This is a genomic window from Pseudomonas flavocrustae (assembly GCF_029872515.1).
Classification (GTDB): domain Bacteria; phylum Pseudomonadota; class Gammaproteobacteria; order Pseudomonadales; family Pseudomonadaceae; genus Chryseomonas; species Chryseomonas aestiva.
The window spans coordinates 686,535-712,724 of the sequence record NZ_JAPDIQ010000001.1; the positions used below are offsets into that span (position 1 = coordinate 686,535).

Sequence of the window (26,190 nt, forward strand, 5' to 3'; positions counted from 1 at the left end):
GGTCAACGGGTGACCGAGAAGGTGGCGACGCTGCTCTGCAGGTCCTGGGCCGCCTGTTGCAGATACTGGACCGCCTCGCTGGTGGCCTTGAGCGCCTCGGTGGTCTGCTGGGTGCTGTCGTTGAGCTGGGTGATGGTCTCGGCGATCTGGCCGGCACCCACCGCCTGGGACTGCATGCCCTCCAGGACGATATCGAACCGCGCCGGCAACTTCTGCACGTCCTCGATCACCCCGGCCAGCTGATCGCTGACGCTGGCCACCTCCTGCACGCTGCGGCGGATCTCCTCGGAAAACTTGTCCATGCCCATGACGCTGGCGGAAACCGCGGAGTTCATGTCCTTGAGCATCTGCTCGATGTCGTCGGTGGCCGCGGTGGTCTGGTCGGACAGGCGACGGATCTCGGTGGCCACCACCGAGAAGCCGCGGCCCGCTTCACCGGCCTTTTCCGCCTCGATGGCGGCGTTGAGCGACAGCAGATTGGTCTGGTCGGCCACCTTGGTGATGGTGGTCAGCACCTTGTTGATGTGGCTGGACTTCTCCGACAGGGCGGCGAGCTTGGCGTTGATCGAATCGGTCGCCGCCACCATGCGCTGCATGGTGCCGTCCATGCTCGCCAGGCTGCTGCGCGCCTGCTCCGCGCCCTCGGTGGTCTCGTCCGCCACCTGCACGGCTTCTTCCATGGTGCGTACCAGGGCATTGGCGTTGGCGGCGATCTCGCGCGTGGTGCTCAGCACCTCGACGCTGGTCTGCGCCTGCTCGATGCTGGTGGCCTCCTGCTGGCGCGAGGAGGCGGCGATCTCGGTGGTGGAGGAGGTCACCTGGATGCCGGCGCGCTGCACCTTGGCGAGCATGCCGCGCAGGTCCTCGATCATCTTGCTAAGGCCGCGGGCCAGTTGGCCGATGGCGTCGTCGCCGCTGACCGCGGTCCGTCCGGTGAGGTCACCGGCGGCGGCCTTGTTGACCAGCCCGAGCAGGTCGTCGACATCGGCGCGCAGGCGCTGCATCAGCGCCTGTTCGCGGGCGTGGTCGTCCTGGATCTGCTGCGCCATCTGATTGAAGGCCAGACCGACCTGGGCGAGTTCGTCACGGCCCTGGACCGCCACGCGCGCGCTGCTGTCGCCCGCGGAAATGCGCGCCACGGTATCGGTCAGCCGGCGCACCGAACGCAGCAGATGATGGGACAGCAGCCAGGCGATGAGGGCGGCCAGCACCACGCAGAGGGCGCCGCCGGCGACCAGGGTCCAGGTCAGCTGGTCGCGTACCTGCTCGGTATGACCCGCGCGTTGCGCGTACAGGCGGCGTTCTTCATCGGCGATGGTCTGGATCTGCTGACGCATGGCCGCGACCTGATTGGTCAGGGTGGTGATCAGGGGCTCGTTGGCCAGCTGCACCGCTGACAGATTGCCGGTATCACGCAGGCGCAACAGGGGTTCGAAGGTCTGCTGGCGCCAGGTGTCGAGGTCCGCGGCAAGGCGAGCGAAGCGCTGCTGTTGCTCAGCATTATCCTGGGTCAGCTGCTGCGGCACGCGCACGGCTGCGGCCAGTGGCGCCAGCGCCTGCCGCGCAGCGTCGGCATCCGCGGTTGAGCCGGAATACCAGTAGTTGCGCAACTTGGCCCGGGTCTCGAGCAGATTGTTGTCCAGCGTGGTGACCGACAGCAGCACCTCGGCGGTGTGCCTGTCCCAGCGATTGGCGTCCACCAGGCTCTGCAACGCGGCATAGGTCAGCCAGAGCAGCAGGACCACCAGGGCGATGATGGCGGCGAAGCCGGCGAAGAGTTTGTTCTGGATGCGAATGTTGTTGAGCATGGGCACCGGTGCAGACGGACAGAGGCAGAAAGAGTGAGCCCTGGGGAGCACTCGGGTTGTCCGATAAAAGTAGCACGGTCATGCATTTGTGTGAGTTGTAACGCACTTCGGGGCTCAGGCGCCTGAGGTGCCAGCAGCGATGGAACAGCAATAACAGAAAGGGCAGCCTGCCAGGTCTTGCCATGCCTGGAGGGCTGCCGGGCGGCATCGAGGAACGCGGGTCAGGTCGCCTCGACGTCGTTCGCCGCTTCGGGTCGGCGAGTGCCATGGCTGTTCTGACCACCCTTGCGGCCGGCTTCGGAAGCCCGGGTCGGATTGTTGGCGAAATTGCCACCGCTGGCACGTCCACCCTTGCGACCAGCCTCGGCGGCGCGATCGCGGTTGTTGGCGAAGTTGCCTGGATTGCTGCTCTTGTTGGCCATAAGAACTTCTCCCACTTTCAATTATTGAAGAGTCGAACGCTGCGCTCCCCAAAGGCTAGGCGTTTCGGTTATTGAGAGTAGGGGGCGGAAGGCGAGTTCGGGCGAGGTGATAAGGGGATATTTTGTTATACGAGGTGCAAGTTAAATATAGACTTTTATTTAACGATGGCCTGGCCAGAGCCGTCAGGCCAAAGGTTGTACAGGGGCTGTAGAAGAATCGGCGAGCGGAGCGACAGTATTCCAGCAGGCTATCTGTCATGTGCCGAAATGTCTTGATGCATCTGGCTGCAGGGCGTATCCGGGTTGAGCTTTGCCGCAGTCTGACTCAGACGCCTTGGCCGAGAGCTTGTTCTTTCTTCATGGGTAAATTTATCGCCGATTCGATAGCGCCATTTCTCGCGCTGTTACAGGGTAACGCTGTTCGCCTGACGATAAAATATGGGCGAACAGCCAAGCTAGAGCGCTCGACCAAGTAATCAAGTCGATCAGTCAGGTTGCTGGACAGTCGGTGATATAAGTTCTTCCGATAAAGTTTAATGCGATAGGAAGTTCGTTGATACGTCTGATAAGGCAGGTCTTGCAAAAAAGCCCTTTCCAAATTTTCCCGAATGTGAGAAAAAATCCCTAAATTGGGAGATGGCCATGCTAGATCAACGTCTTGCCGTCCGGCTGAAGGCCCTGCGTCTGGAGCGCGAGCTGTCACTGGAGCAGTTGGCAACCCTGAGCGGGGTCAGTCGCGCGACGCTGTCTCGGCTGGAAAATGCCGAGGTCAGTCCGACCACGGCGGTCCTCGGGCAGCTCTGTTCGGCCTACGGTCTGACCCTGACGCGCCTGCTGCATAGCGTGGAAGGCGCCTATCCGGCCCAGGTCGAGCGCCAGGCGCAGCAGATCTGGGCCGATCCCGAGCAGGCCTTCACCCGCCGTTCGGTCTCGCCGCCGGCCCAGGCCCTGGCGGGTGAGGTCATCGAGAGCCAGCTGGGGCCGGGTGTGGACATCCGCTATCAGGCAGCACCCCGGCCAGGCCTCGAACACCATCTGCTCCTGCTCGAAGGCGAGTTGCAGCTGTGGATCGAAGAGCAGCCCTATCAACTGGGCGTCGGCGACTGCCTGCGCTATCGCCTCTGGGGTAGCAGTCGCTTCCTGAGTGGCCCGGCGGGCGCCCGTTATCTCCTGTTCATGATCTGAGGTGTGTCCATGAGTGCTTCCCTGCGTATCGAACAGCTCGACGCCGCCGCTTTCACGAGGCATCTGAATGAATTCCAGCAACTACTGGCCGCCTGTGTCGAGCAGGGCGCCAGCATCGGCTTCATCCTGCCGCTGGCCGACGTGGTGAACCGGCGCTTCTGGACCGAAGCCGTGGCCCCGGGCCTGGCCCGGGGCATCCGGCCCTTGTTCGCCGCGCTGCAGGACGGCCGCGTGGTCGGCAGCGTGCAACTGGTGCTGGATACCCCGGCCAATCAGCCGCACCGCGCTGACGTGGTCAAGTTGCTGGTGCATCCGGACTGCCGTCGCCAGGGCCTGGCGCGTCGGCTGATGCAGGCGGTGGAAGCGGCCGCCCAGGCCCAGGGGCGGGAATTGCTGACCCTGGACACCCGCAGCGACGACCATGCCGAGCCGCTCTATCTGTCCCTCGGCTATCAGGTGGTCGGCAGGATTCCCGGCTATGCCCTGGATGCCCGCCAACCCGAACGCCGTGACAGCACCACCCTGATGTACAAGACGTTACCGGCCGCGCCCGCTAAGCTGGGCGCTCCCAGTTAAGGACCCTGTCCCGCCATGCCGCTTCGCTCCGCTCCCGAACTCTGGCAACTCCTGCGCGCCCAAGCCGAGGCCGGGCGCCGCGACGCCCCGGCCCTGGCCGAGGGGCTGACGCGAGCGCTGCTGCAGCCGGTGGATCTGGCCGCCGCCCTGGTCCGGCGCTGCGCCGAGGCCCTGGCGGAGGATCCAGGGCAGGCCGAGTCACTCGGCGAACGCTTCGCTGCCCTGCACGCCGAGTGGCCGGCGCTGACCCTGGCGGCCTGCGCGGACCTGGAAGCGGTGCTGGCACGGGATCCGGCCTATGCCAGCCTGCTGGAGATCTTCCTGTTCTCCAAGGGCTTCCTGGCGCTGCAGACCCAGCGCCTGAGCCATGCCCTCTGGCACAACGGCGAGCGGCTGCTGGCCCTGCACCTGCAGGCGCGCTGCAATCGGCTGCTGGCCATCGACATCCACCCGGCGGCGCGGCTGGGGCGCGGCATCATGCTCGACCACGGTACCGGCATCGTCATCGGCGAAACCGCGGTGGTGGAGGACGACGTCTCCATCCTGCAGCAGGTGACCCTGGGCGGCACCGGCAAGGAGCAGGGCGATCGCCATCCCAAGGTGCGGCGCGGGGTGATGATCGGCGCCGGGGTCAAGATCCTCGGCAATCTGGAGATCGGCGAGGGCGCCAAGATCGGCGCCAACAGCGTGGTCCTGCATCCGGTGGCGCCCCACACCACGGTGGTGGGTATTCCCGCTCGCCCGGTAGGGCGTCCGCGCGATGCCCATCCGGCCGAAAGCATGGATCAGTCCTTCGACGGCTGAGCCAGAAAGACCTCGGCCTTGGGATAGCGCTCGCTGTTCAGCGCGCTCGACCGCAGGCCCTCCGCCTGCGCCAGGCTGCGCACCAGCTCGCGGTTGAAGGCACTGTTGCCCGGATCCGCCAGGTAGTCGGGCAGCGCCAGCCAGCGGGCGTCCTCGATCTCGTCCGGATCCTGGATGGCGATGTCGGCACTCAGGGGATCGAGGCGGCAGACCACATAGAGATTGGATTTGCCGAAGCGGTAGGGATGCGTGGTCACCAGGCCGACCACGCTGCGAAAGGCGCTGTGGATGCCGGTTTCCTCCCAGACCTCGCGGATCACCGCCGGCCCCAGGTCTTCGCCCAGCTCGACATGGCCCCCCGGCAGCTTGTAGCCCTGGCTGCCGCGTTCGCGGATCGCCAGCAGTTCATCACGGGCATTGAGCACCAGGCCGCCGACGCCCAGGCTGTGGGTCGGGACGAAGGGGGCGAAGGCCGTGGCGGTGCCCCGCCAGACCAGGGTCAGCTCCTGCTCCAGGCAGTTGTGAAAGACGAAACCGGCGCGGGTGGCCACCCCGACCAGCTCGCCAAGGGCCAGCGGCAGGGTCAGCCAGATCAGGTTGCGTCCGTCGCGGCGGGCGCTGTCGAGCAACTCCGCCAGCGCCGGGGCAAAGGCCTCGCGGGTGGACGGCAGCGAGGCGGCGTCGATGATCAGGCCGTTGAAGGCGTCTTGACGGTATTGCACAGCTGTTACTCCGCAGGCCGTGGCTGGATGGGCGAGGAGGGCACGATACCGGCTTCGCTGGGCAGCAGCAGGCTGGCACGCGGATTGGCGATCTCGATGCCGCGTTCGCGGAAGCGTTCGAGGATGCGGCGGTTGAGTTCGCGCTGCACGCCCCAGCGGCCCTTGTCTAGGCATCTCATCTGCCCGGCGATGGTCACCATGGAGCCGTCGACGGCGTCCACGCCCCAGATCTCCAGATCGGCGAGGATCAGCTCCTTGAAGGCCTCGTCGGCGCGCATGCCGGCGCCGATGTCCTTGAGTTCGGCGATGACGCGCTCGATGTCCTCTGCGTAGCCCACGCTGATGCGCAGGGCGGCGTTGCCCAGCCCACGGTTGATGTTGTTGACCGCCGACACCGAGCTGAAGGGCACGATGTGCAGGGAGCCGTCGCCGGCGCGCAGGCGCACGGTGCGGATCGAGAGGTACTCCACGGTACCCGAGACCCCGGCCACGGTGACCCAGTCGCCCACCTGCATGGCGTTTTCCAGCAGCAGGAAGATACCGGTGATGAAGTCCTGCACCAGCTTCTGCGAGCCGAAGCCCAGGGCCACGCCGATGATGCTGGCGCTGGCCAGTAGCGGCGTGGTGTTGATGCCCAGTTCGCTCAGCGCGGTCAGGCCGACGATCAGCGCGACCAGGATGAACAGCCCGGTGCGCAGCATGGGCAGCAGGGTACGCAAGCGCGCGGCCCGCACCGTGTCACCGCGTTCGTTCCAGCTGCTCAGTCGACGATTCACGGTGGCGTTGGCGCCTTCCCAGACCACCACCGCGATGACGGCGGCGATGAGGATGGTGAGAAAGGCGGACAGCAGACTGCGCCCGATGCTGCCGTCACCGAACCAGTCCAGCACGCTCCAGCCCCAGGACTGGAACAGCGCCAGGACGGTGATCAGGGTGACGATCACCCCCACCAGCCAGCGCGCCAGCGGATAGTAGCGCTGCAGGTGCAGATCGGTAGCGCTGCCGCCTTCGGTGGTTGCGGGCTGGAACAAGCGACCCAGCAGGCCGAGCAGGAATACCGCCGCCAGGCGCCCGAGGATCACGATGCCGGCGGACAGCGCGACGAAATTCATCAGCCGCGGCAGCCCGTTCTCGATGTCCAGTGCCCACATGGTCCAGCCACCCATGACGAACACGGCGGCGAATACGGCCCAGACCTGACCCAGCCAGGCGCGCAGCACGGTCAGGGCGCCACTGCCATCCTGGCGCCCGGCGATACGGGCGGCCACCGGCCGGCGGACATGAAAGATCAGTCCCACCACCAACAGATGGGCCAGCAGCGAGACCAGCTTGACGATGGCTTCGCGGCCCTCTTCGTTGGCACCCAGGATGTCCGCGGCCTGGGCCAGCGCCAGGCCGAAGGTGATCAGGGCCACGAAGGCGTGCAGCCAGCGCAGCAGGGTACAGGCGAGGGCGGTCCTGACCTTGAGCAGGCGGATGCCGTGGGCGGCGGGATCGATCAGCAGGCGGATGACGATCAGCGCCAGGCGGGTGGTGAGATAGGCACCGAGGAAGCCACCGACCAGCTCGCGCTGATTGGCATCCGCGCCCACCAGATAGTGGATCAGCAGCGCCGCCGTGGCCCAGAAAGCCAATAGCGGCAGCAGTTCCAGCAATAGCAGTCCCAGGGCGAAGGGCAGGTGCCGCAGGGTGGTCCAGTGCTCCTCGGCGCTGGGTCGGGCGCGGTTGGCGGATGCGGGATCGGTGGCAGTGGATTCGGTCGCCGGCGCGGCTGGCGCAGGTGCGGCGCTGTCGGACGGGGCGATGGGCACCTCTTCGAGTTGATCCACGCCATCACGCTGAGTCTTGACCAGGGCCACCGCGGCTTCGGCCGGGCGGGTAGCGGCCTCCTCGACCGCCGGTGCCGACGCTTCAGCAGGGGACTGCTGGGCCGCCTGCTGCTGGGCCTGGCGTCGGGCGCGGGTGTCGGCCAGATCGGCATGGCGCTGCAGCCGTTGCCGCGGGCGCCGGAGCGCCCGATGGATCAGCCACTCGCCCACCAGGCCGGCGGCAAAGAGGGTGGCCAGGGTCAGCAAGGCCTGCAGCAGGGCGCGGCGACCCGCTTCGGACGTGAAGCTGGCGCGCGACCAGTCGGGCAGGGTACGCACGGCCCGCTGCACCTGGTTCAGCTCGCTGCCCAGATTGTCGGCCCAGCGACCGACGCGACTGAGGGTCTGGGCGATCAGGCCATTGGCTTCCAGCGGTACCAGCGCCTTTTCCTCGCCTGGCGCCGGGGCGGCTGCCGCTGGTGCAGTGGCGGCGGTTGCCGTAGCCGCCAGTGCCGCCTTCGTCCCGGTCGCGCTCGCCGGCTGGCTGGCGATGGCCTGCAAGGTCAGGATCAGCTCCTGGCGGCGCTGCGGATCCTGCAGCAGGGCCGCGACCTGGCGCGCCTGCTGAGGATCGAGACCGGTCGGGGGCGGGCCAGGGGTTTCGGCGGCGCGTAGGGGCAACGCCAGGCACAGCAGCAACAGGGCGAGCAGGAAGTTCGGCATGGGGCGATAGCGGTCCTGATGAAGGATCAGCCAGTTAGGACCCGCGATCCTCGCCTATGCTCCCTTCAGTTGGCCACTCCCTGCCGCTGGAGACGCCGCCAGTCACCCGGCGTCTGCTCGGTCCAGCGCTTGAAGGCGCGCTGGAAGGCGGCGGGGGAGGCGAAGCCAAGCAGATAGGCGATCTCGCCGAAGCTGGCCTCGGTATCGCGGATATAGGCCAGCGCCAGGTCGCGGCGGGTCAGGTTGAGCAGGGTACGGTACTGGGTACCTTCTTCGGCCAGCTTGCGCCTCAGCGTCCAGGACGGCAGACGCAGCCGGCTGGCGATCTGCTCCAGGGTCGGCTCGCCGTGCCGCAGCAAGGGCCCCATGACTTCGACCACCCGCTCGGTGAGGCCGCGGGTGCGGGTCAGGCGGCCGTGTTCGGATTCGCTCAGGGCCAGCAGCTGGCGCCAGGTGGCCGGGCAATGCTCGGACCCGGTCCGGGCCAGGGTCGCGGCATCGAGCAGCAGCGCATTCTCGGCGGCGCCGAATTCCACCGCGCAGCCGAAGGCGGCCTCGTAGGGCGCCACGTCCGCCGGTGCGGGGTATTCGATGAGGACGCGGCGCGGTTGTAGCGGGCGCCCGGCGACGGCGCTCAACAGCGCCAGCCAGGCGCTGAGCACCACGTCAACCACGAAGCGGTTGTAACCGTTGTAGGGGCTGATGCTATAGAAGTGCAGCCAGGCGTCGCGGCCCTGGGCGGCATAGCGCGACCGGCCCCGGTAGTTGCGGCCATAGAGCGGTTCCAGTTCGAGCAGCGTCTCGGCGGCGTGACGCACGTCCGGCGCCTGGCCCACGGTGACGCCGGCGAGACCGAGAAAGGCCGGCCGCATCGCCCGGCCCATGGCCAGGCCCAGCGCCGAATCACCAGTCAGTTCCAGGGCCGCATGGCCCAGGCGCATGTAGTGGGGGATCGACAGCCGTCCGCCAGGTTCGGCCAGCCGCGCCGCGGTCAGGCCGAAGCGTGCCAGCAGGCCGGCGGCATCGGCACCCCGCTGGGCGACGGCTGCCGCCAGCGCCAGCACGAAGCCGGTGGAGAGGTCGCCCAGGCGCAGCGCCGGCGCGCTCATAGCCGCAGATTGATCAGCTTGCTCCCGGCCTGGGCAGCATCGGTGGCCGCTGTCGCATCCGGGGTGAAGGCCTGGCTGCCGCCGCCGGCCTGCCATTCCCAGAGGCGGCCGCGCAGCTGCACTTCCAGGGCGGCGCGGATGCCGGCGGCGCGCAGGCGCTGGATGTCGAAGGGTGCCGGTGCCGGGGTGGCGCCCGAGGCGAGGGCGGGAATCGCCAGCAAGTCCACCTGGGGAGCGTCCAGCACGCCGGCGCGACCGGTGTCGCTGCCCTGGATGACGCCGAGACGGCCCAGCGGCGTCTCCAGTCGCAGCAGGGGCGGGCTGAGATCGTCGCCGCTGTCCCTGGCCGTCAGCGGTCGCACCAGCGGTTGGCCGAGCACCTTGCCGTCGGGTCCGAAGACCAGGGTGACATTGCGCAAAGGTCCCGTACCCACCTGCAATTCGCCGTCCACCAGGGTCGGACCGGGCAGGACGATGGAGCCGGCCACCAGGGTGACGCCGTACTGGCGGGCGAGGCCGCCGAAGAGCTGCTGGTAGGCGCTGGCCATGTCCCAGGCCTTCATGCGCAACAGGCTGTCGGCCAGGCGCCGGTCACCCTCGGCCTGGAACCAGGCGCGAGCCACGCGCAACGGATTGCCCAGCAGCAGCCACTGGATGGCCTCTTCGCTGCGTGCCGCGGCATAGACCTCGGGCTTCTCGCCCATCAGCGCCAGGGGCGTGCCCAGGTGCTCGGGCAGCACCACGATGGTCTGGGCGCCGATCAGGCCCAGGCGCCGTGCATTGGCCAGATAGGCAGCGAGCTTAAGGCGCAATCGCTCGGGATTGCCATAGTCCAGGGCGACCAGTTCGGGCTCGATCCCCAGCAGGTTGCCGGTGGTGGCCGCCGCTGGCGTGGTGGTCAGGTCCACCGCCAGGCTGCTGCGCAGATCCGACAGGTAATGGAAGGCTGGCCGCTGGGCCACCCAGCCCGCCAGCACGGCGAACAGGGCGATCAGCACCAGGAACACGAGCTTGCGCATCGGCACTCCAGAGCGGTCCCGGCCTCCCGGGCCGGGCGAGATAAAGGTGCTCAGGGTAGGAGACCAGACCGCCACTGCCAAGGGGCGGCTGTACATTTGGGTAAAGAGGTTGTCATTTCCGGTGATTGAGGCCAGCCCGCGCTGCTCCTATCGTGGCGCCAGGCTTTCCCAGAAAGGCCAACCACCGGAGACCGCCATGATCGAGCTTGCCCCCCTTAATACCACCCCTATGGATAGCTATCCGCATCTGCTCGAACCCCTGCCCGTGGGGTCGATCACCCTGCGCAACCGGGTGGTGATGGGGTCCATGCACACGGGGCTGGAAGAGCGGCCTGGCGGCTTCGCGCGGATGGCCGCCTTCTTCGCCGAGCGGGCGCGGGGCGGGGTGGGGCTGATCGTCACCGGGGGCATAGCGCCCAACGAAGAGGGGGCGGTGGCCAAGGGCGCGGCCAAGCTGACCACTCCCGAGGAGGCCGAGCACCATCGGCCGGTGACGGACGCGGTGCATGCCGCCGGCGGCCGTATCTGCCTGCAGATCCTGCATGCCGGTCGCTATGCCTATAACCCCCAGCTGGTGGCGCCCTCGGCGCTGCAGGCACCGATCAATCCCTTCACCCCACGCGAGCTGGACGAGGCCGAGGTGGAGGGGCAGATCGCCGCCTTCGTCCGCTGTGCCACGCTGGCGCAGCAGGCCGGCTACGACGGTGTCGAGGTGATGGGTTCCGAAGGCTACTTCATCAATCAATTCATCGCCGCGCGGACCAACCATCGCACGGATCGCTGGGGTGGCGACTTCGCCAGTCGCTGCCGCTTGCCGCTGGCCATCGTCGCAGGCATCCGCAGGGCGACCGGCCCGGATTTCCTGATCATCTTCCGCCTCTCGCTGCTGGATCTGGTGGAACAGGGCAGCACCCCCGAGGAATGCCTGCAGCTGGCGCTCTGGCTGGAAGACGCCGGGGTCAGCCTGATCAACACCGGCATCGGCTGGCACGAGGCGCGCATCCCCACCATCGCCACCCTGGTGCCGCGCGGCGCCTTCGCCGCCGTCACCGCCCAGCTCAAGGGCCGGGTGCGGGTGCCGCTGATCGCCACCAACCGCATCAACACCCCGGAGGTGGCCGAGGCCATCCTCGCCGCCGGCCAGGCCGACCTGGTGTCCATGGCCCGGCCGCTGCTGGCCGACCCGGACTTCGTCGCCAAGGCCGCCGCCGGCCGCGCCGACGAGATCAATATTTGCATCGCCTGCAACCAGGCCTGCCTGGACCACACCTTCGCCGGCAAGCTGACCAGCTGCCTGGTCAATCCGCGCGCCTGCCACGAGACCGAGTTGCAGATCCTGCCCGCCGCCGAATCACGCCGCTTTGCCGTGGTCGGCGCCGGGCCGGCCGGCCTGGCCGCCGCCTGCACCCTGGCCGAGCGCGGCCACCAGGTGGTGCTGTTCGAGGCCAGCGAGCGCATCGGTGGCCAGTTCAATGTCGCCAGGCGCATTCCCGGCAAGGAAGAATTCGGCGAGACCCTGAGGTATTTCCAGCGGCGTCTGGAGCGACTGGCGGTGGATGTCCGCCTCAACCAGCGCGTCAGCGCCGCCGAATTGCAGGCCGAGGGCTTCGCCGGGGTGATCCTGGCCACCGGGGTGACGCCGCGGGTGCCGCCCATTCCGGGGGTCGACCATCCCAAGGTGCTGGGCTACCTGGACGTCCTGCTTGAACGCAAGCCGGTAGGGCGGCGGGTGGCCCTGATCGGCGCCGGCGGCATCGGTTTCGACGTGGCGGATTTCCTCACCCACGGCCATCAGGACGCGGAGCCCATCACCGCCTTCTACCGCGAGTGGGGCATAGATCCCAGTTTCAGCAGCCGCGGCGGGCTGGCCCCGGCGACGCCGCCGGCCGTGCCACGCGAAGTCTGGCTGCTGCAGCGCAAGCCGGGCAAACCCGGCAAGGGCCTGGGCAAGACCACTGGCTGGATCCACCGCTCGCGCCTGCAGCAGCGTGGCGTCCAGGCGTTCGGCGGGGTGGAATACCTGGGTATCGACGACGCCGGCCTGCGCCTGCGCCTGCCCGATGGCAGCGAGCAGGTGCTGGACGTCGACAACGTCGTGCTCTGCGCGGGCCAGGAGTCCCTGCGCGAGCTGGAAGACGAGTTGCTCGGCGCCGGCGTGGCGGTGCACCGGGTCGGCGGCGCGGATGTCGCCGCCGAGCTGGACGCCAAGCGCGCCATCGATCAGGCCACTCGCCTTGCCGCCCAGCTGTAACTCTTCGTTGCGATCAGGGATGATTTCTGTGATCCACTCCGCATAACATCGGTTCCGGACCGACCCTCGTCCCAATGTCTGGCCTCTCTTCCATCCCGCCGACCAGGATTGGCTAAGCTGCCGTCCTGATGCGTCGGGTGGGGGCCCGGCGCGTCGAAGGAGTTGGGCGGCGACGCGGGTCTACCGTGTCGCCGCCAGAGGTCGGCGGGCGGACGCAGGTCCGGTCGCCAATTGGCGAGACGCCGGCCTCGGTATTCATGTGGGATCGACAGAGCACGCGGCGAGAGATGGCAGAGACGTTGAACGTAGAGACGGTACTGACCCCGGTGGTGCTGGGGTTCGGCGACCAGGGTGTGAATCGCGCCTTGCTGTTCCCCGATTTTCAGGCGCTCTGGCAGGGCGACCAGACGCTGCTCGACTGCGCCGGACGGCGCCATCGCTTCGTCTATCTGCTGCTGGACGAGCACCGCAGGGTCAAGGCCGCGGTGTTCTTCCTGCTGGCCTTCGATGCCCAGGGCAAACCGCTGCCGGAATGGGACCTGCCGCTGGGCGAGCTGGCCGAGCGCGGCGATGTCGGCCCCGACCTGGGCGCCGGACCGATCCGCCTGGCCAGTCGCAGCCATTGCCCGATTTCCTGGCACCAGGGCGATCTCTGGGATCCCCGCAGCGAGACCGAGCACGACGACTGGCAGGCGATCCGCGATTGCCTGGGCCTGGTCGCGCCGCGCGATGGCGAGGTGGAGCTGGCCGGGGAATACCACCCTAGCGCCGCCGACGGCATCGATGTCGAGGCCCGTCTCGAACGGGTCCGCCGCATCCTCGCCCAGGAACACCAGGAGGCGCTGGACAAGCTGATCGCCGGTCAGCGTACCCGGCTGCTGACCCTGACCCGCCAGCACCAGGAAGACCTGGCGCGTCTGCAGCGCGACGCCGACGAGGTACGCGCGGCCAAGGCCGAGCTGGAGGTGCGCTATGCCGCCCTGGCCCAGCACCTGGAGCAGCAGCACGAGCAAACTCGCCAGCAGCGCGAAGAGCTCAACGAGCAGATGCGCACCCTGGAGCGCAACGCCCTCTACAAGATCGAGGCGCTGCGCATCCAGTCCGAAGCCGAAAGCGAGGCCCGGGTGGCCGCCGCCGTGGGTGAGCTGAAGAACCAGCTGACCATCCGCGAGGTGGAACTCAAGTACCGCGACGAGCTGGACGGCCAGTTGCAGGAAGACATCCGCCAGCTGCGCGAGCGCTGCGCCCAGCTGATCGGCGACAGCAACGAAGGCCAGCTGGAGCGCCTGGCGCGCCAGGGCATCCTCTTCGTCACCTTCCAGCCCGGCGCCGGTCATCTGATCCTCAGCCGGCAGGACGTCCCTCGCTTCAGCGCCGATCCCCTGGGTTACGTCGCCGAGCACTGCAAGGTCAGCCGGGAGCAGTATCAGCGCTGGCTGGAGCATCACCAGCAGCCGGTCTGCCAGGCCGAGGTGGAGGGCGAGCGCTGCGGACGGCCGGTGGTGCGGGTGGAACACCCCGCCCAGTTCGATCCGTTGCGCTCGACCCTGTGCGCCGAGCACCGCGGCGATGACAGCGATGGTGACGTCGCCAATCTCTGACTCCCTGGTTGATGATCTTTCCTTCGCCCGCCGTGCTCCAGGAGGTGCAACTCGCCATCCTGGCGGCGCGGGACCTGCGCCTGGCGGTGCTGCGCCTGGATCAGCGCCCGGCTGCGCATAACGGCAACAAGGCCTACAAGCTGCGGCCCTGGCGCGAACGCCTGGCCCGGGGCGAAGGCCGCGGGCTCATCAGCCTGGGTGGTGCCCACTCCAATCATCTGCATGCGCTGGCCGCCCTGGGCCGGGAGGAAGGCTTCGCCACCGTCGGCCTCTTGCGTGGCGAGCACTGCCTGACGCCCACGGTAGAGGATCTGCAGGCCAATGGCATGACCCTGCACTGGCTCGGCTATGGCGGCTATCGCCGCCGCCACGACAGCGACTTCTGGCAGCCCTGGCAGGCGCGCTATCCCGAGTTGCTACCCATTCCCGAAGGCGGCTGCGACGCGCAGGCCGCCGCGGCCTGCGCAACCATCGTCACGGAACTGCGACAGGGACTCGCCGCCCTGGGCTGGCCCGATTGCCAGCAGCTCTGGCTGGCCGCCGGCACCGGTACCACCCTGGCCGGGGTGATCCGCGCCGCCGACCCCGCCTGGCAGGTGGTGGGCGGCCTGGCGGTGCCACCCGGGCATGGCGTCGAAGCCACGCTCGACCGGCTGCTCGCGCAGCACACTGGCGTCAACTGGCGCCTGATGGACGCCAGCCGCGGCGGCTTCGGCCGCCTCGATGCCGAGCTGGCGCGGGCCATGGCGGAATTCGAGGCGCAGACCGGGATCGCGCTGGAGCCGCTCTATACCGGCAAGCTCTGGCTGGCGCTGCGCCAGGCAATCGAGGGCGGCGCGCTGGCGCCGGGCAGTCGCCTGGTGCTGGTCCACAGCGGGGGTCTCCAGGGCCGCCGCGCGCTGGAAACTCAGCTGGCGGCGTTGGCCGGCGGCTGAACCGGCCAGCCCGCAGGCACCAGGAACAGTCGCGCCTCTTCGTCGCCACGTGCATCGCGCCGCACCAGCAATTGCGGCCAGCTCGGCTCGCCGTCCGGCAGCGGCAGGCAGGGCGTGTCGGCGACTGCGGGCGCCAGCCAGTGGCCCTTGGGCAGCACCTCCCAATGACCGTCCGGCAACAGCTGCCGCTCGCACCACAGCTGGGGTTGGCGGGGTGCCAGGGCGCCAACCGGCCAGGGCAGGGGGCGGTCGAGTGGCTGGAACAGATAGCCGCCCAGCCACAGCGCCGCCCGCGGCGGGGCGATGTCCAGCGCCGTCAGGCTGGCCTGGGCCAGGGGCGTGGCCGACAGCGGCAGCTGGCGCTGGCGCAGGTGTGAGAGTTTGCGCGCCAGCTGGTCTTCGCCACCGGGACCCAGCCAGCGCGGCGCGTCTGGTGGACCTTCGCCCAGGTAGAACTTCACCGCCAGTTCCAGGTGATGCACCCCCTCGGCGTCTTCCACCAGCAGGTCCAGTTCGCCCAGGGTACGGTCACCGTCGCGCAGGGGCAGGTTGGCCGCACGCAACCTGAGCCCCGGTGCCCGTTCCAGGGCAAATTGCCAAAGCCTTTCGTACTGGCGCCCCAGCCGGCGGTCGCTGCCCTGGGCAAGCCAGGCTGTTAGGGCCGCGGGCGCCGCGTCCTGTTGCCGCAGCCAGTCGGCCAGTCGTTCAGGATGGCGCGCCCAGTCGCTGGCGACCAGTGGATGGCGGGTGTCGGCGGCTTCCAGCAGCGGCGGGGCGATCAGCGTCCAGGCAAGGTCACGCACCTGGGGCTGGTTCAGGCGGCGGGGCAGGGCGTGCAGCTCGGCGAAGGGCGTCATGGTGCCAGCATAGGCCAAGCCGGACCGCTGCGGATCACCGGCGGCGACCCGCGGTCGGATGAGGGCGGTTTGCCGCTGCCACGGCCTTTCGCCCATACTTTCCGCACTTTCCAGCCAACGGGGCCGCCGGCGCGTCATGGACTCCTTTCGTAACATCGGCATCATCGGTCGACTCGGCAGCACCCAGGTGCTGGACACCATCCGCCGGCTCAAGACCTTTCTGCTGCAACGCGGGCGCAACGTCATCCTGGAAAACACTATCGCCGAGGTGCTGCCCGGGCATGGCCTGCAGACGGTGTCGCGCAAGCTCATGGGCGAGATCTGCGACCTGGTGATCGTGGTTGGCGGCGACGGCAGCCTGCTCGGCGCCGCCCGCGCCCTGGTGCGCCCGCGAGTGCCGGTGCTGGGCATCAACCGCGGCAAGCTGGGCTTTCTCACCGATATCCGTCCCGATGAGCTGGAGACCAAGGTCGCCGAGGTGCTCGACGGTCAGTACCTGATGGAGACGCGCTTCCTGCTCGATGCCTTCGTCGAGCGTGGCGGCGAGATCATCGGCCAGGGCGATGCCCTCAACGACGTGGTGCTGCACCCGGGCAAGTCCACCCGGATGATCGAATTCGAGCTGTACATCGACGGCCAGTTCGTCTGCAGCCAGCGCGCCGACGGCCTGATCGTCGCCACCCCCACCGGCTCCACCGCCTACTCGCTGTCGGCCGGCGGCCCCATCATGCATCCCAAGCTGGATGCCATCGTGGTGGTGCCCATGTATCCCCATACCCTGTCCAGCCGGCCCATCGTGGTGTCCGGCGACAGCACCCTGTCGATCCTGGTGTCGCCGAACATGACGATCTATCCGCAGGTCTCATGTGATGGCCAGAATCATTTCACCTGCGCACCCGGCGATACCGTGACCATTCAGAAGAAGCCGCACAAACTCAGGCTGATCCACCCGCTGGATCACAACTACTACGAGATCTGCCGGACCAAGCTCGGCTGGGGCAGTCGGCTGGGAGACGACTGATGCCCCTGGGCTACGATCTGATCGGCGATCTCCACGGCTGCGCCCATACCCTGGACCTGCTGCTGGAGCGTCTCGATTATCAGCAGGTGGACGGCGTCTGGCAGCACCCCGAGCGCCAGGCGATCTTTCTCGGTGACCTGGTCGATCGCGGCCCGCGCATCCGCGGCTCCCTGCGCCGGGTGCGGGCCATGGTCGAAGGCTGCCATGCCCACTGCATCCTTGGCAATCACGAACTCAATGCCCTGGCCTGGCACACCCCGGCGCTGCCCGGCACCGGCCAGACCTGGGTACGCGAACACACGCCGCGCCATCGCCAGCTGATCCAGGAGACCCTGGCGGCCTTCGCCGACCATCCCGGCGAGTGGCAGGATCACCTGCGCTGGCTCTACCGGCTGCCACTGTGCAAGGACTTCGGGCACTTCCGCATCGTCCATGCCTGCTGGGATCAGCGGCTGATCGACGAATTCCTCCACCACTATCCGGATGCCTGCATCGACGAGGACTTCGTGCGCCAGTCCATCGTCGGCGGCAGCCTGGCCAGTCGGGTCGCCTCGCGCCTGCTCAACGGCGTGTCGCTGCCCTTGCCCCATGGCCTGCGCCTCACCGGCAGCGATGGCTATGTGCGGGCGCGCTTTCGCACCAAGTTCTGGGAAAGCGATCCCCAGACCTATGGCGACGTGGTCTTCCAGCCCGATGCCTTGCCGGCGGAAATCGCCTGCGAACCCTTGAGCGACGAGGAAAAGGCCGGGCTGCTCTGCTATGGCGAGGATGAGCCGATGCTGTTCGTCGGTCACTACTGGCGCGATGGCCATCCCGAACCTCTGCGGCCGAACCTCGCCTGCCTGGACTACAGTGCGGTCAAGTACGGCAAGCTGGTGGCCTACCGCCTCGACGACGAACGCCAGATCGACCCGGCCAAGTTCGTCTGGATCGACGTGCAGCGCGAGGAGGGGCGATGAACCAGCCGCAACCCGTGCTGCGCGTGCCCCTGGGCCGTGACCTGCTGGGCTTCACGCGCCTGCTGCGGCGCCTGCAGATCCGCCACCGGGTGGTGGAAGAGGGCGACAGCCAGGTGCTCTGGGTGCTGGACCCGGCGCGGATCGAAGAGACCCGCAGCCTCTATGAACGCTATCCCGACGGCGATCCGCGCGGCGAGGTCCAGGCGACGCGTGGACCGCGGGGCTTCGGGCTGCTGGCGCAACTCAAGGCCAGTCCGGTCAGCGCCGTCTTTCTCGCCGTCACCCTGCTGCTGGGCCTGGCCACCGAACTGGGCGACAACCTGGCGTTGATCCACTACCTGACGCTGCAGGAATTCCGCCTGATCGACGCGGAGCACATCGCCTTTCTCGATCTCGACTCCAGCCTGGCCCGCGGCGAATGGTGGCGACTGGTCACCCCGATCTTCCTGCACTTCGGCCTGCTGCATCTGGCGATGAACGCCCTCTGGTACTGGGAGCTGGGTCGCCGCATCGAATTCCGCCAGGGCGGCCTGCTGCTGCTGCTCCTGACACTGGTGTTCGCCGCCGGCTCCAACCTGGTGCAGTACGCCTGGACCGGGCCGGCGCTGTTCGGCGGTCTGTCCGGCGTGCTCTATGGCCTGCTCGGCCATTGCTGGCTGTTCCAGTGGCTGGCGCCCAATCCGGCCTATCGCATGCCCCGTGGCGTGGTGGCCATGATGCTGATCTGGCTGGTGATCTGCCTGACCGGGGTCTTCGATCTGCTCGGCTTCGGCTCCATCGCCAATGGCGCCCATGTCGGCGGCCTGGTGCTGGGTTGCCTCACCGGACTGCTGGGCGGTGGCCTGGCCCGCCTGCGGCAGCGCTAGCTAGCGTCGCCGCTTGAGCTCGGGAGAAAGGCTCAAGGCGTTGCGATAGCGCCAGCGCCGCTGGCTGCGGCGACGCAACCAGCGCCCCATGAGCAAGAGCAGCGCACCGCCGCCCAGGCAGCCCTGGGCGGTCTCGCGGGTCAGGCTCAGATAGGCCGTCAGCTGCGGCCACTGCAGCAGGGCCGCACCGCCCGCCAGCAGCGCGGCCAGGCCGGTCAGCACCGAGAGGGTGCCGAGGCCGGCGGCGAGGGAGGTCAGGAAGGGCCGCCGCAGGCGCAGCGGCGGTGGATCGAAACGGTCGTGCTCGGGCAACTGCATGCTCATACCCCAGGCTCTGTAAGGCCGCCGAGGTTATACGCCTCGGCGTTGCTTGGCGAGCCTGAGCGGCGCGGGCTAGCGCAGCAGCTGCCGGGCTCCCTGCTTGAGCATGTCCCAGCGATTCGGATCGCCACTGGCGATAGCGCCGAGGAAGGGCCTGGCCTGCTCGAAGCTGATATGCGGCGGCAGCGGCGGCACATTGGGGTCGGTGACGAATTCCAGCACCACCGGGCGATCCGCCTCGAAGGCCTGCTGCCAGGCATCGGCCACCTCGTCCGGGCGATGGATGCGCAGACCCTTGAAGCCGAGCAATTCGCCATAGCGGGCATAGGGGAAGTCGAGTACATCCTGGGCCGGGGCGAACTTGGGGTCTCCAGCCAGGGCACGCTGCTCCCAGGTCACCTGATTGAGATCGCCGTTGTTGAGCACCATGACGATGAAGGTCGGATTGCTGAATCTCTTCCAGTACTGCTGCAGGGTGACCAGTTCGGCGTTGCCGTTCATCTGCATGGCGCCATCGCCCACCAAGGCGATCACCGGACGATCCGGATGAGCGAACTTGGCCGCGATGGCACAGGGAATGCCGCAGCCCATGGTCGCCAGCTTGCCCGACAGCGACCCCAGCATCTGCCCGCGCATGCGGATGTCGCGGGCATACCAGTTGGTGTGGGAGCCGCTGTCGCCGCAGAGGATGGCATCCTGCGGCAACTGGCTGGAAAGTTCGTGGAACACCCGCTGCGGATTGATCGGCTCGGCGGGCGCCAGGGCGCGCTGCTCGATGGAGTGCCAGGAAGCGGCCACGCTCTTTTCGATGCGCGCGCGCCATTTATCGTGGGGTTTGCTCTCCAGCAGTGGCAGCAGGCGTCTCAGGGTCTCGGCGGCATCGCCCAGCAACGGCTGCTCGATGGGATATCTCATGCTGATGTTGCGCGCATGCAGGTCGATCTGCACCGCTCGCGCCTGGCCTTCCTGAGGCAGGAATTCGGTATAGGGGAAGGTCGAGCCGACGATCAGCAGGGTGTCGCATTCCTTCATCAGCAGATCGCTGGCCTCGGTGCCGAGCAGACCGATGGCGCCGGTGACATAGGGCAGTTCGTCGGAGAGTACGCCCTTGCCCAGCAGCGCCTTGGCCACCCCGGCGCTGAGCTTCTCGGCCACCGCCATCACCTCGCTGCGCGCCTGCAGGGCGCCGGCGCCCACCAGCAGGGCAACCTTCTTGCCGGCATTGAGGATGTCTGCCGCGGCCTGCAGGTCGTCTTCCTGGGCATAGGGTCGCGGCGGGATGGCACCGGCACCGGAAAGGACATTGGCGTGCTGGTGCGGCGGACTTTCCACCGCCGGCAGCTGCTGGATGTCGTTGGGGATGATCACCGTCGCCACCTGGCGCTCGGCGATGGCCACGCGGAAGGCGCGGTCGATGACATGGCGCAGCTGCGCCGGATGCACCACCGTCTCCACATAGGCGGAGACGTCCTTGAACAGGGTGTGCAGGTCGACTTCCTGCTGATAGTCGCTGCCCAGTGAAGAGGCGGCCTGCTGGCCCACCAGGGCCACTACCGGCATATGGTCCATCTTGGCGTCGTACAGGCCGTTGAGCAGATGGATGGCCCCGGGCCCGGAGGTGGCCAGGCAGACGCCCACCTCGCCGGTGAACTTGGCATGGGCGCAGGCCATGAAGGCGGCCATCTCCTCGTGGCGCACCCGCACATAGTCGAACTGGTCGGCTACCCGACCCATGGCGCCCATGATGCCGTTGATGCCATCGCCGGGGTAACCGAAGATGCGCTCGACGTGCCACTGGCCGAGGCGCTCCCAGAGATGGTCGGCTACGGTCTTGCTCATGACGTTCTCCTCATTGAAGGTCTAGATTTAGGAAGAAGGGCCCGGACGTTAAGTTCCTGCAGCCGGACCGGGCGCGGGTTAGAATGCGCGGCTGATCATCCGGAGCCTTTCATGAGCGAATCCCGCCTGCGCACCTTGCGCGACCACATCCGCTGGGCCGTCAGCCGCTTCCATGCCGAAGAGCTGTTCTTCGGCCATGGCCACGACAACGCCTGGGACGAGGCCCGCGCCCTGGTGCTGGGCGCCGTGCACCTGCCCTGGGACACCGCCGATCGCTACCTGGACTGCGCCCTGGAAGACGACGAGCGCTACGCACTCGGGGTGCTCCTGCACAAGCGCATCCAGGAGCGTGTGCCGACCGCCTATCTGCTCGGCGAAGCCTGGTTCTGCGGCCTGCCGTTCACCGTCGACGAGCGGGTGCTGGTGCCGCGCTCGCCCATCGGCGAGCTGATCGACGCGCAATTCGCGCCCTGGCTGCCGGGCGCGCCGGCGCGCATCCTCGATCTCTGTACCGGCTCGGGCTGCATCGGCATCGCCTGCGCCTATGCCTTCCCCGAGGCCGAGGTGGCCCTGGGCGATCTGTCCTACGACGCCCTCGAAGTGGCCTGGCAGAACATCGAGCGCCACGACCTGGAGGATCGCGTCTATACCGTCCAGGGCGACGGCTTCGCCGGACTGCCAGGGCAGCGTTTCGACCTGATCGTCAGCAATCCGCCCTATGTGGATGCCGAGGACTTCGCCGACATGCCGGCCGAATACCAGCACGAACCGGCCCTGGGCCTGGCCTGTGGCGACGACGGCCTGGACCTGGTGCGGCGGATGCTGGCCGAGGCCGCCGATCACCTCACCGAGCAGGGCATCCTCGTCGTGGAGGTGGGCAACAGCCAGGTCCACGTCGAGGCGCTCTATCCGGAAGTCGATTTCACCTGGCTCGAATTCGAGCGCGGCGGCCATGGCGTCTTCCTGCTGGCCGCCGCCCAGTGCCGCGAGCACCAGGCGCTGTTCCGCAGCCGTCTGGTCCCCTGATCACCTGCGGTCGCCCGCGGCGGCCGCCCTTTCTTTACCGAGGTCTACCCGTGTTTACCGAACTCGCTCTGCACGAGCGCCTGCTCAAGGCCCTCGACACCCTGGGCTTCAAGACGCCCACTCCGGTCCAGGCCGCTGCCGTGGGCCCGGCCCTGGCAGGTCATGACCTGCGCGTCACCGCCCGCACCGGCAGCGGCAAGACCGCCGCCTTCCTGCTGCCGCTGCTGGATCGCCTGCTCAAGGATCCCAAGCCCCGCTCCGGCGCCCGCGCGCTGATCCTGCTGCCGACCCGCGAGCTGGCCCAGCAGACCGCCAAGGAAATCGAACGCTTCGGCCAGTTCACCTTTCTCAAGGCCGGCCTGGTGATCGGTGGCGAGGACTTCCGGGTCCAGGCCGCCGGCCTGCGCAAGAATCCGGAGATCCTGGTGGCCACCCCCGGTCGCCTGCTGGAGCAGCGTAACGCCGGCAACGTGAACCTGAAAGACATCGAGATGCTGGTACTCGACGAAGCCGACCGCATGCTCGACATGGGCTTTTCCGAGGACGTGCTGCAGATCGCCGCGAGCTGCGAGCGGGAGGGTCGCCAGACCCTGCTGTTCTCCGCGACCAGCGGTGGCAACAGCCTGCGTCAGGTGGTCGAGCAGGTCCTGCGCGAGCCGCAGAATCTCATGCTGGACCGCACTGGCGAACTGAACGAAGCCGTGGTGCAGCAGGTGATCCTGGCCGACGAGCCCCCGCACAAGGAGCGCCTGCTGCAGTGGCTGCTGGCCAACGAGACCTATCGCAAGGCCATCGTCTTCACCAACACCAAGGTGCAGGCCGATCGCCTCACCGGCCGCCTGGTGGCCGAGGGCCTCAAGGTCTTCGTGCTGCACGGCGACAAGGACACCAAGGACCGCAAGCTGGCGGTGGAGCGGCTGCAGAGCGGCGCGGTCAAGGTGCTGATCGCCACCGACGTGGCTGCCCGCGGCCTGGACGTCGAAGGCCTCGACCTGGTGATCAACTACGACCTGCCGCGCAGTGGCGACGAATACGTCCACCGCATCGGCCGCACCGGGCGCGCCGGCGAGGCGGGTACGGCGATCTCCTTCGTCACCCATGGCGACTGGAATCTGATGTCCAGCATCGAGCGCTATCTCAAGCTGAGATTCGAGCGCCGTCACCTGCCGGGTCTCAAGGCCAGCTACAACGGCCCGAAAAAGCTCAAGGCGTCGGGCAAGGCTGCCGGCGTGAAGAAGAAAAAGACCGAGGGCAAGAAGGACGGCAAGGCCAAGACCAAGGCCAAACCCAAGTCCGAGCGCCGCCCCGGCGCCCTGGTGCCGACTTCGGCCGACGGCTTCGCGCCGCCGCGCAAGCGCACCCAGGAGTGATCCCGCGCCAGGCCTGAGGCGCCACCCCGCGGCGCGACCGCGGGGCAGGGCGGGCTCAGTGCTTGGCGGTGTTGTCGAACAGCTGGAAGACCGGTGCGCGACGGGTCGAGCGTTGCAGATCCGGTTGCTGGATCAGCAGCCAGGCCTGCAACTCCGGTTCGGGCATGGGCTTGCCGATCCAGAAGCCCTGGCCTTCGTCGCAGCCCATGGCCAGCAGGCTGGCCAGGGCCTCGGCGGTCTCGATGCCTTCGGCGGTGATGCGAAAGCCCAGCTGGTGGGACAGTTCGATCAGCGAACTGACGATCAGCCGGTCCTTGGTGCGATGGGTCAGCTCGCGCACGAAGCTGCGATCGATCTTGATGGTGTCGGCCGGCAACTCGCGCAGGTGCGAGAGGTTGTTGTAGCCGGTACCGAAGTCGTCGATGGCGATGCCGATGCCCAGCTCGCGCAGGGCGGCCAGCTGGCGATGGATCAGCGCCACGTCACCCAGCAGGGCATTCTCGGTGACCTCCAGTTCCAGGCGCCTGGGATTGACCGGATAGCGCTGCAGCAACTCGGTGGTCTGCTCGGTGAAGTCCGGATCGTTCAGGTCATGGGCGGAGATGTTGATCGCCACGCCCAGACTCCGACCTTCCCGCTGCCAGGTATAGGCCTGGCTGATCGCCTGCTGCATCACCCAGCGACTCAGGGCGGTGATCAGCGCGGTCTTTTCTGCCAGTGGAATGAATTCCGCCGGACTGACCGACCCCAGGTGCGGATGTTGCCAGCGCAGCAGCGCCTCGACGCTGTGGCAGCGACCGGTGGCCAGATCGATGCGCGGCTGGTAGACCAGGCTCAGCTGATCCTCGGCGCGCAGCGCCTGGGGCAGGGCGCTGAGCAGGGCGAAGGCGCGGCGGTAGGCGGCATCGTGCTGCGGATCGAAATGCCGGCAGCCGCGCATCTCGGCGCGGGCATCGTCGGCGGTGGCGATCAGGGCGCGCAGCCAGTCGGCCGGATGATCGTCGGTCAGGGACATGATCCCCAGGCCCAGGCGGGTCTGGATGGGAATGCCGTTGTAGTCGAGCACCCCGGTCAATTCCTCCTGCAGGCGTTCGAGCAGCGCCTGTTGCGCGGCCTCGTCGGCGTCGTGCAGCAGAAAGCCGAAGCGGGCCGGCCCCAGGCGATACAGGGGTAGCTCGACCGGCAGCAGACGGCGCAAGTGCTGCTTGATGGCGCGTTGCAGGCCATCGAAGTGGGCCTGGCCCATGGCCTTGATGAAGTCGTTGAGATAGCTCTGGGCGAACAGATCGGCCGCCACGGCCACCACGCGGGTGCCGGCGCGGGTTAGGGCTTCGGCATCCTCGATGAAGCGCTGGCCATTCGGCAACTGGGTGACCGGGTCCCAGAAGGCTTCGGTGCGCAGCAGTTCGATGTGCTGGCTGGCAAGGGCCGCCAGTTGCTGCAGCGCGATCAGCCGATCCTGGGGCAGGGCGGCACGGGGTGCCGAATCGAACAGGCAGAGGCTGCCGAGCATCAGCCCTTCGGTCGTGCGCAGCGGTGCGGCCAGGTAATAGCGGATGTGGGGCGCTCTGGTGACCACCTGGAGGTCAGCGAAGCGGGCGTCGTTGCGGGCGTCTTCCACCTGCAGCGGCAGGCTGGTTTCCTGCAGATGCTGGCAGAACGACTGGGTGCGCGGCACGGTCAGGGGCGCACAGCCCACGGTGGCTCGACAATGAACCTGCTGGCCGTCCAGAAAGCAGATCATGGCGTAGGGAACATCGAACAGCCGCGCGCAGAGCTCGGTGAGATCCTGGAAGGCACGGTCGGAAGGACGGTCGATCAAGGCGAGATCGCGCAGCAGTGCAAGACGCTGGCGTTCATTGGCCGCAGTGAGTGGAGCAGGCTCCATAGCAACGTCTCGGTGCGCTGTAGTAGCAGATTGCTACTTAGAGCGTGATCGGGTCGAGAGTTCCCTCACCACCCGCCTCACACTCTGTCAGTCGTCATTTATCTGTCGAAAGGCTCAGGCCGCGAAGTAGAAGACGGCGAACAGCGCCTGGGGGTCGGTCCACACCCGCACCTGTCTGAAACCGGCGTCTTCGGCCAGCGCGCGAAAACTCTCCAGGCTGTACTTGTAGGAATTCTCGGTATGCAGACGTTCGCCTTCACGGAAGGCGAAGCGGCGACCTTCGAGACGTACGGTCTGGTCGCGGGTGCTGACCAGGTGCATCTCGATGCGCGCCTGTTCTTCGTTGAAGAAGGCCAGGTGCCGGAAGCGCTGCGGATCGAGATCGGTGTCCAGCTCGCGGCGGATGCGTTCCAGCAGGTTGAGATTGAAATCGGCGGTCACCCCGGCGGCGTCGTTGTAGGCCGCATCCAGCCGCGCCCGGTCCTTGATCAGGTCCACCCCGATCAGCAGGCCCCCGGTGGCCGGCAGCATCTGGTGCAGGTTGCGCAGGAAGACGCCGGCTTCTTCCGGGGTGAAGTTGCCGATGCTCGAGCCCGGAAAGAAGGCGATTGGACGCAGGCCGTCGAGACTGTCGGGCAGGGTCATGGGTCGACTGAAGTCGGCGCAGGCGGCGCTGACGTCCAGCCAGGGGTAGTCGGCCGCCAGCCGCTGGGTGCTGCTGAGCAGGAATTCCCGGGAGATGTCGATGCCCAGGTAGCCGGCCGGGTGCATGGCTTCCAGCAGCAGGCGCACCTTGCGGCTGGCTCCGCTGCCCAGTTCGACCAGGGCGGCATCGCGTCCGGCCAGGCGCGCGATCTCACCAGCCGCCGTGGCGAGGATGGCCTCTTCGGTACGGGTGGGATAGTACTCGGGCTGCCGGGTGATGGCCTCGAACAGCTCGGAGCCGCGCTGATCGTAAAAATATTTCGGCGACAACGCCTTCGGGGTCTGGGCAAAGCCCTGGAGCACATCGTCCCGCAGCGAGCTGTCGGCGACGCTCACCGGTTGCTGATCGAAGAAGCGCACGGCTAGGGCCATGGG

Annotated in this window: 21 protein-coding genes and 1 pseudogene; 11 read left to right on the forward strand and 11 right to left on the reverse strand. The window is 67.8% G+C overall.

The window, feature by feature from the left end; all coding sequences use genetic code 11:
* Positions 1-2: 2 nt before the first annotated feature.
* Together OMP44_RS03205 and OMP44_RS03210 are read right to left on the reverse strand one after the other, a co-directional pair.
* Positions 3-1,808 carry a methyl-accepting chemotaxis protein gene (locus tag OMP44_RS03205; RefSeq protein ID WP_133861091.1) on the reverse strand — a complete coding sequence of 602 codons (1,806 nt, stop codon included), beginning with the start codon at positions 1,806-1,808 and terminating at the stop codon, positions 3-5.
* A 221-nt stretch (positions 1,809-2,029) separates the two neighbouring features.
* A pseudogene (locus OMP44_RS03210) lies at positions 2,030-2,206 on the reverse strand (con-10 family general stress protein); the annotation flags it as partial.
* A 666-nt stretch (positions 2,207-2,872) separates the two neighbouring features.
* Here OMP44_RS03210 and OMP44_RS03215 point away from each other — a divergent pair.
* From OMP44_RS03215 to cysE, 3 genes are read left to right on the forward strand one after another with little or no spacing between them, the layout of a single operon-like run.
* Complete coding sequence (locus OMP44_RS03215) at positions 2,873-3,415, forward strand: helix-turn-helix domain-containing protein (RefSeq protein WP_187979683.1); 543 nt, start codon at positions 2,873-2,875, stop codon at positions 3,413-3,415.
* Between the two features lie 9 nt (positions 3,416-3,424).
* Positions 3,425-3,991: a GNAT family N-acetyltransferase gene (locus tag OMP44_RS03220; RefSeq protein WP_280306405.1), complete on the forward strand. Its 567-nt coding sequence runs from the start codon at positions 3,425-3,427 to the stop codon at positions 3,989-3,991.
* A 15-nt stretch (positions 3,992-4,006) separates the two neighbouring features.
* Positions 4,007-4,795 (forward strand): serine O-acetyltransferase, encoded by a 789-nt coding sequence (gene cysE, locus OMP44_RS03225; protein ID WP_187979681.1) that lies wholly within the window; start codon positions 4,007-4,009, stop codon positions 4,793-4,795.
* Here cysE and OMP44_RS03230 read toward each other — a convergent pair.
* The 4 genes from OMP44_RS03230 to OMP44_RS03245 all read right to left on the reverse strand — a co-directional run bounded on the left by OMP44_RS03230 (position 4,777) and on the right by OMP44_RS03245 (position 10,176).
* A complete protein-coding gene (locus OMP44_RS03230) occupies positions 4,777-5,517 on the reverse strand; it encodes an NUDIX hydrolase (RefSeq protein ID WP_280306407.1) in 741 nt (246 codons plus the stop codon). The genes cysE and OMP44_RS03230 overlap by 19 nt on opposite strands.
* 5 nt (positions 5,518-5,522) lie before the next feature.
* Entirely contained in the window at positions 5,523-8,048 is a 2,526-nt protein-coding gene (locus tag OMP44_RS03235; RefSeq protein WP_280306409.1) for a mechanosensitive ion channel domain-containing protein, read from the reverse strand.
* Positions 8,049-8,113: 65 nt separating this feature from the next.
* Entirely contained in the window at positions 8,114-9,157 is a 1,044-nt protein-coding gene (locus OMP44_RS03240) for an AraC family transcriptional regulator (RefSeq protein ID WP_273862273.1), read from the reverse strand.
* Complete coding sequence (locus OMP44_RS03245; RefSeq protein WP_187979677.1) at positions 9,154-10,176, reverse strand: carbon-nitrogen hydrolase family protein; 1,023 nt, start codon at positions 10,174-10,176, stop codon at positions 9,154-9,156. Before OMP44_RS03245 ends, OMP44_RS03240 begins: the two co-directional genes overlap by 4 nt.
* A 229-nt stretch (positions 10,177-10,405) precedes the next feature.
* On the opposite strand from OMP44_RS03245, the gene OMP44_RS03250 reads away from it, so the two are divergent.
* The 3 genes from OMP44_RS03250 to OMP44_RS03260 all read left to right on the forward strand — a co-directional run bounded on the left by OMP44_RS03250 (position 10,406) and on the right by OMP44_RS03260 (position 14,963).
* Positions 10,406-12,427 carry an FAD-dependent oxidoreductase gene (locus tag OMP44_RS03250; protein WP_280306761.1) on the forward strand — a complete coding sequence of 674 codons (2,022 nt, stop codon included), beginning with the start codon at positions 10,406-10,408 and terminating at the stop codon, positions 12,425-12,427.
* Between the two features lie 287 nt (positions 12,428-12,714).
* Positions 12,715-14,028 (forward strand): chromosome partitioning protein ParA, encoded by a 1,314-nt coding sequence (locus OMP44_RS03255; protein ID WP_187979675.1) that lies wholly within the window; start codon positions 12,715-12,717, stop codon positions 14,026-14,028.
* 11 nt (positions 14,029-14,039) lie between these two features.
* The gene (locus tag OMP44_RS03260) at positions 14,040-14,963 is read left to right on the forward strand and encodes a 1-aminocyclopropane-1-carboxylate deaminase/D-cysteine desulfhydrase (RefSeq protein WP_280306411.1); all 924 of its coding nucleotides are present in this window, start codon (positions 14,040-14,042) and stop codon (positions 14,961-14,963) included.
* Here the strand turns inward: OMP44_RS03260 and OMP44_RS03265 are convergent.
* Entirely contained in the window at positions 14,936-15,916 is a 981-nt protein-coding gene (locus tag OMP44_RS03265) for a DUF1853 family protein (RefSeq protein ID WP_280306413.1), read from the reverse strand. The genes OMP44_RS03260 and OMP44_RS03265 overlap by 28 nt on opposite strands.
* Before the next feature lie 40 nt (positions 15,917-15,956).
* On the opposite strand from OMP44_RS03265, the gene OMP44_RS03270 reads away from it, so the two are divergent.
* Genes OMP44_RS03270 through OMP44_RS03280 form a run of 3 tightly spaced genes read left to right on the forward strand, consistent with a single transcriptional unit; the run spans position 15,957 to position 18,666 of the window.
* Positions 15,957-16,841, forward strand: coding sequence for an NAD(+) kinase (locus OMP44_RS03270; RefSeq protein ID WP_187979672.1), 885 nt, complete (start codon positions 15,957-15,959; stop codon positions 16,839-16,841).
* A complete protein-coding gene (locus OMP44_RS03275; RefSeq protein ID WP_280306414.1) occupies positions 16,841-17,800 on the forward strand; it encodes a metallophosphoesterase in 960 nt (319 codons plus the stop codon). Before OMP44_RS03270 ends, OMP44_RS03275 begins: the two co-directional genes overlap by 1 nt.
* Entirely contained in the window at positions 17,797-18,666 is an 870-nt protein-coding gene (locus OMP44_RS03280) for a rhomboid family intramembrane serine protease (protein WP_280306416.1), read from the forward strand. The genes OMP44_RS03275 and OMP44_RS03280 overlap by 4 nt, the downstream gene beginning before the upstream one ends.
* Here OMP44_RS03280 and OMP44_RS03285 read toward each other — a convergent pair whose 3' ends face one another.
* Positions 18,667-18,990, reverse strand: a complete 324-nt coding sequence (locus OMP44_RS03285) for a hypothetical protein (RefSeq protein WP_187979670.1) — start codon at positions 18,988-18,990, stop codon at positions 18,667-18,669. It abuts the gene before it with no gap.
* Positions 18,991-19,059: 69 nt separating this feature from the next.
* A complete protein-coding gene (locus tag OMP44_RS03290; RefSeq protein ID WP_280306418.1) occupies positions 19,060-20,826 on the reverse strand; it encodes a thiamine pyrophosphate-requiring protein in 1,767 nt (588 codons plus the stop codon).
* A 111-nt stretch (positions 20,827-20,937) separates the two neighbouring features.
* Here OMP44_RS03290 and prmB point away from each other — a divergent pair, with 111 nt between their 5' ends.
* Together prmB and OMP44_RS03300 are read left to right on the forward strand one after the other, a co-directional pair.
* Entirely contained in the window at positions 20,938-21,852 is a 915-nt protein-coding gene (gene prmB / locus OMP44_RS03295; RefSeq protein ID WP_280306420.1) for a 50S ribosomal protein L3 N(5)-glutamine methyltransferase, read from the forward strand.
* 50 nt (positions 21,853-21,902) lie between these two features.
* Positions 21,903-23,222, forward strand: a complete 1,320-nt coding sequence (locus tag OMP44_RS03300) for a DEAD/DEAH box helicase (protein WP_158893063.1) — start codon at positions 21,903-21,905, stop codon at positions 23,220-23,222.
* 55 nt (positions 23,223-23,277) lie between these two features.
* Here OMP44_RS03300 and OMP44_RS03305 read toward each other — a convergent pair whose 3' ends face one another.
* Positions 23,278-25,110 carry a putative bifunctional diguanylate cyclase/phosphodiesterase gene (locus tag OMP44_RS03305; RefSeq protein WP_280306423.1) on the reverse strand — a complete coding sequence of 611 codons (1,833 nt, stop codon included), beginning with the start codon at positions 25,108-25,110 and terminating at the stop codon, positions 23,278-23,280.
* A gap of 114 nt (positions 25,111-25,224) precedes the next feature.
* Positions 25,225-26,187 carry an L-histidine N(alpha)-methyltransferase gene (gene egtD / locus OMP44_RS03310; RefSeq protein ID WP_280306424.1) on the reverse strand — a complete coding sequence of 321 codons (963 nt, stop codon included), beginning with the start codon at positions 26,185-26,187 and terminating at the stop codon, positions 25,225-25,227.
* Positions 26,188-26,190: the final 3 nt, after the last annotated feature.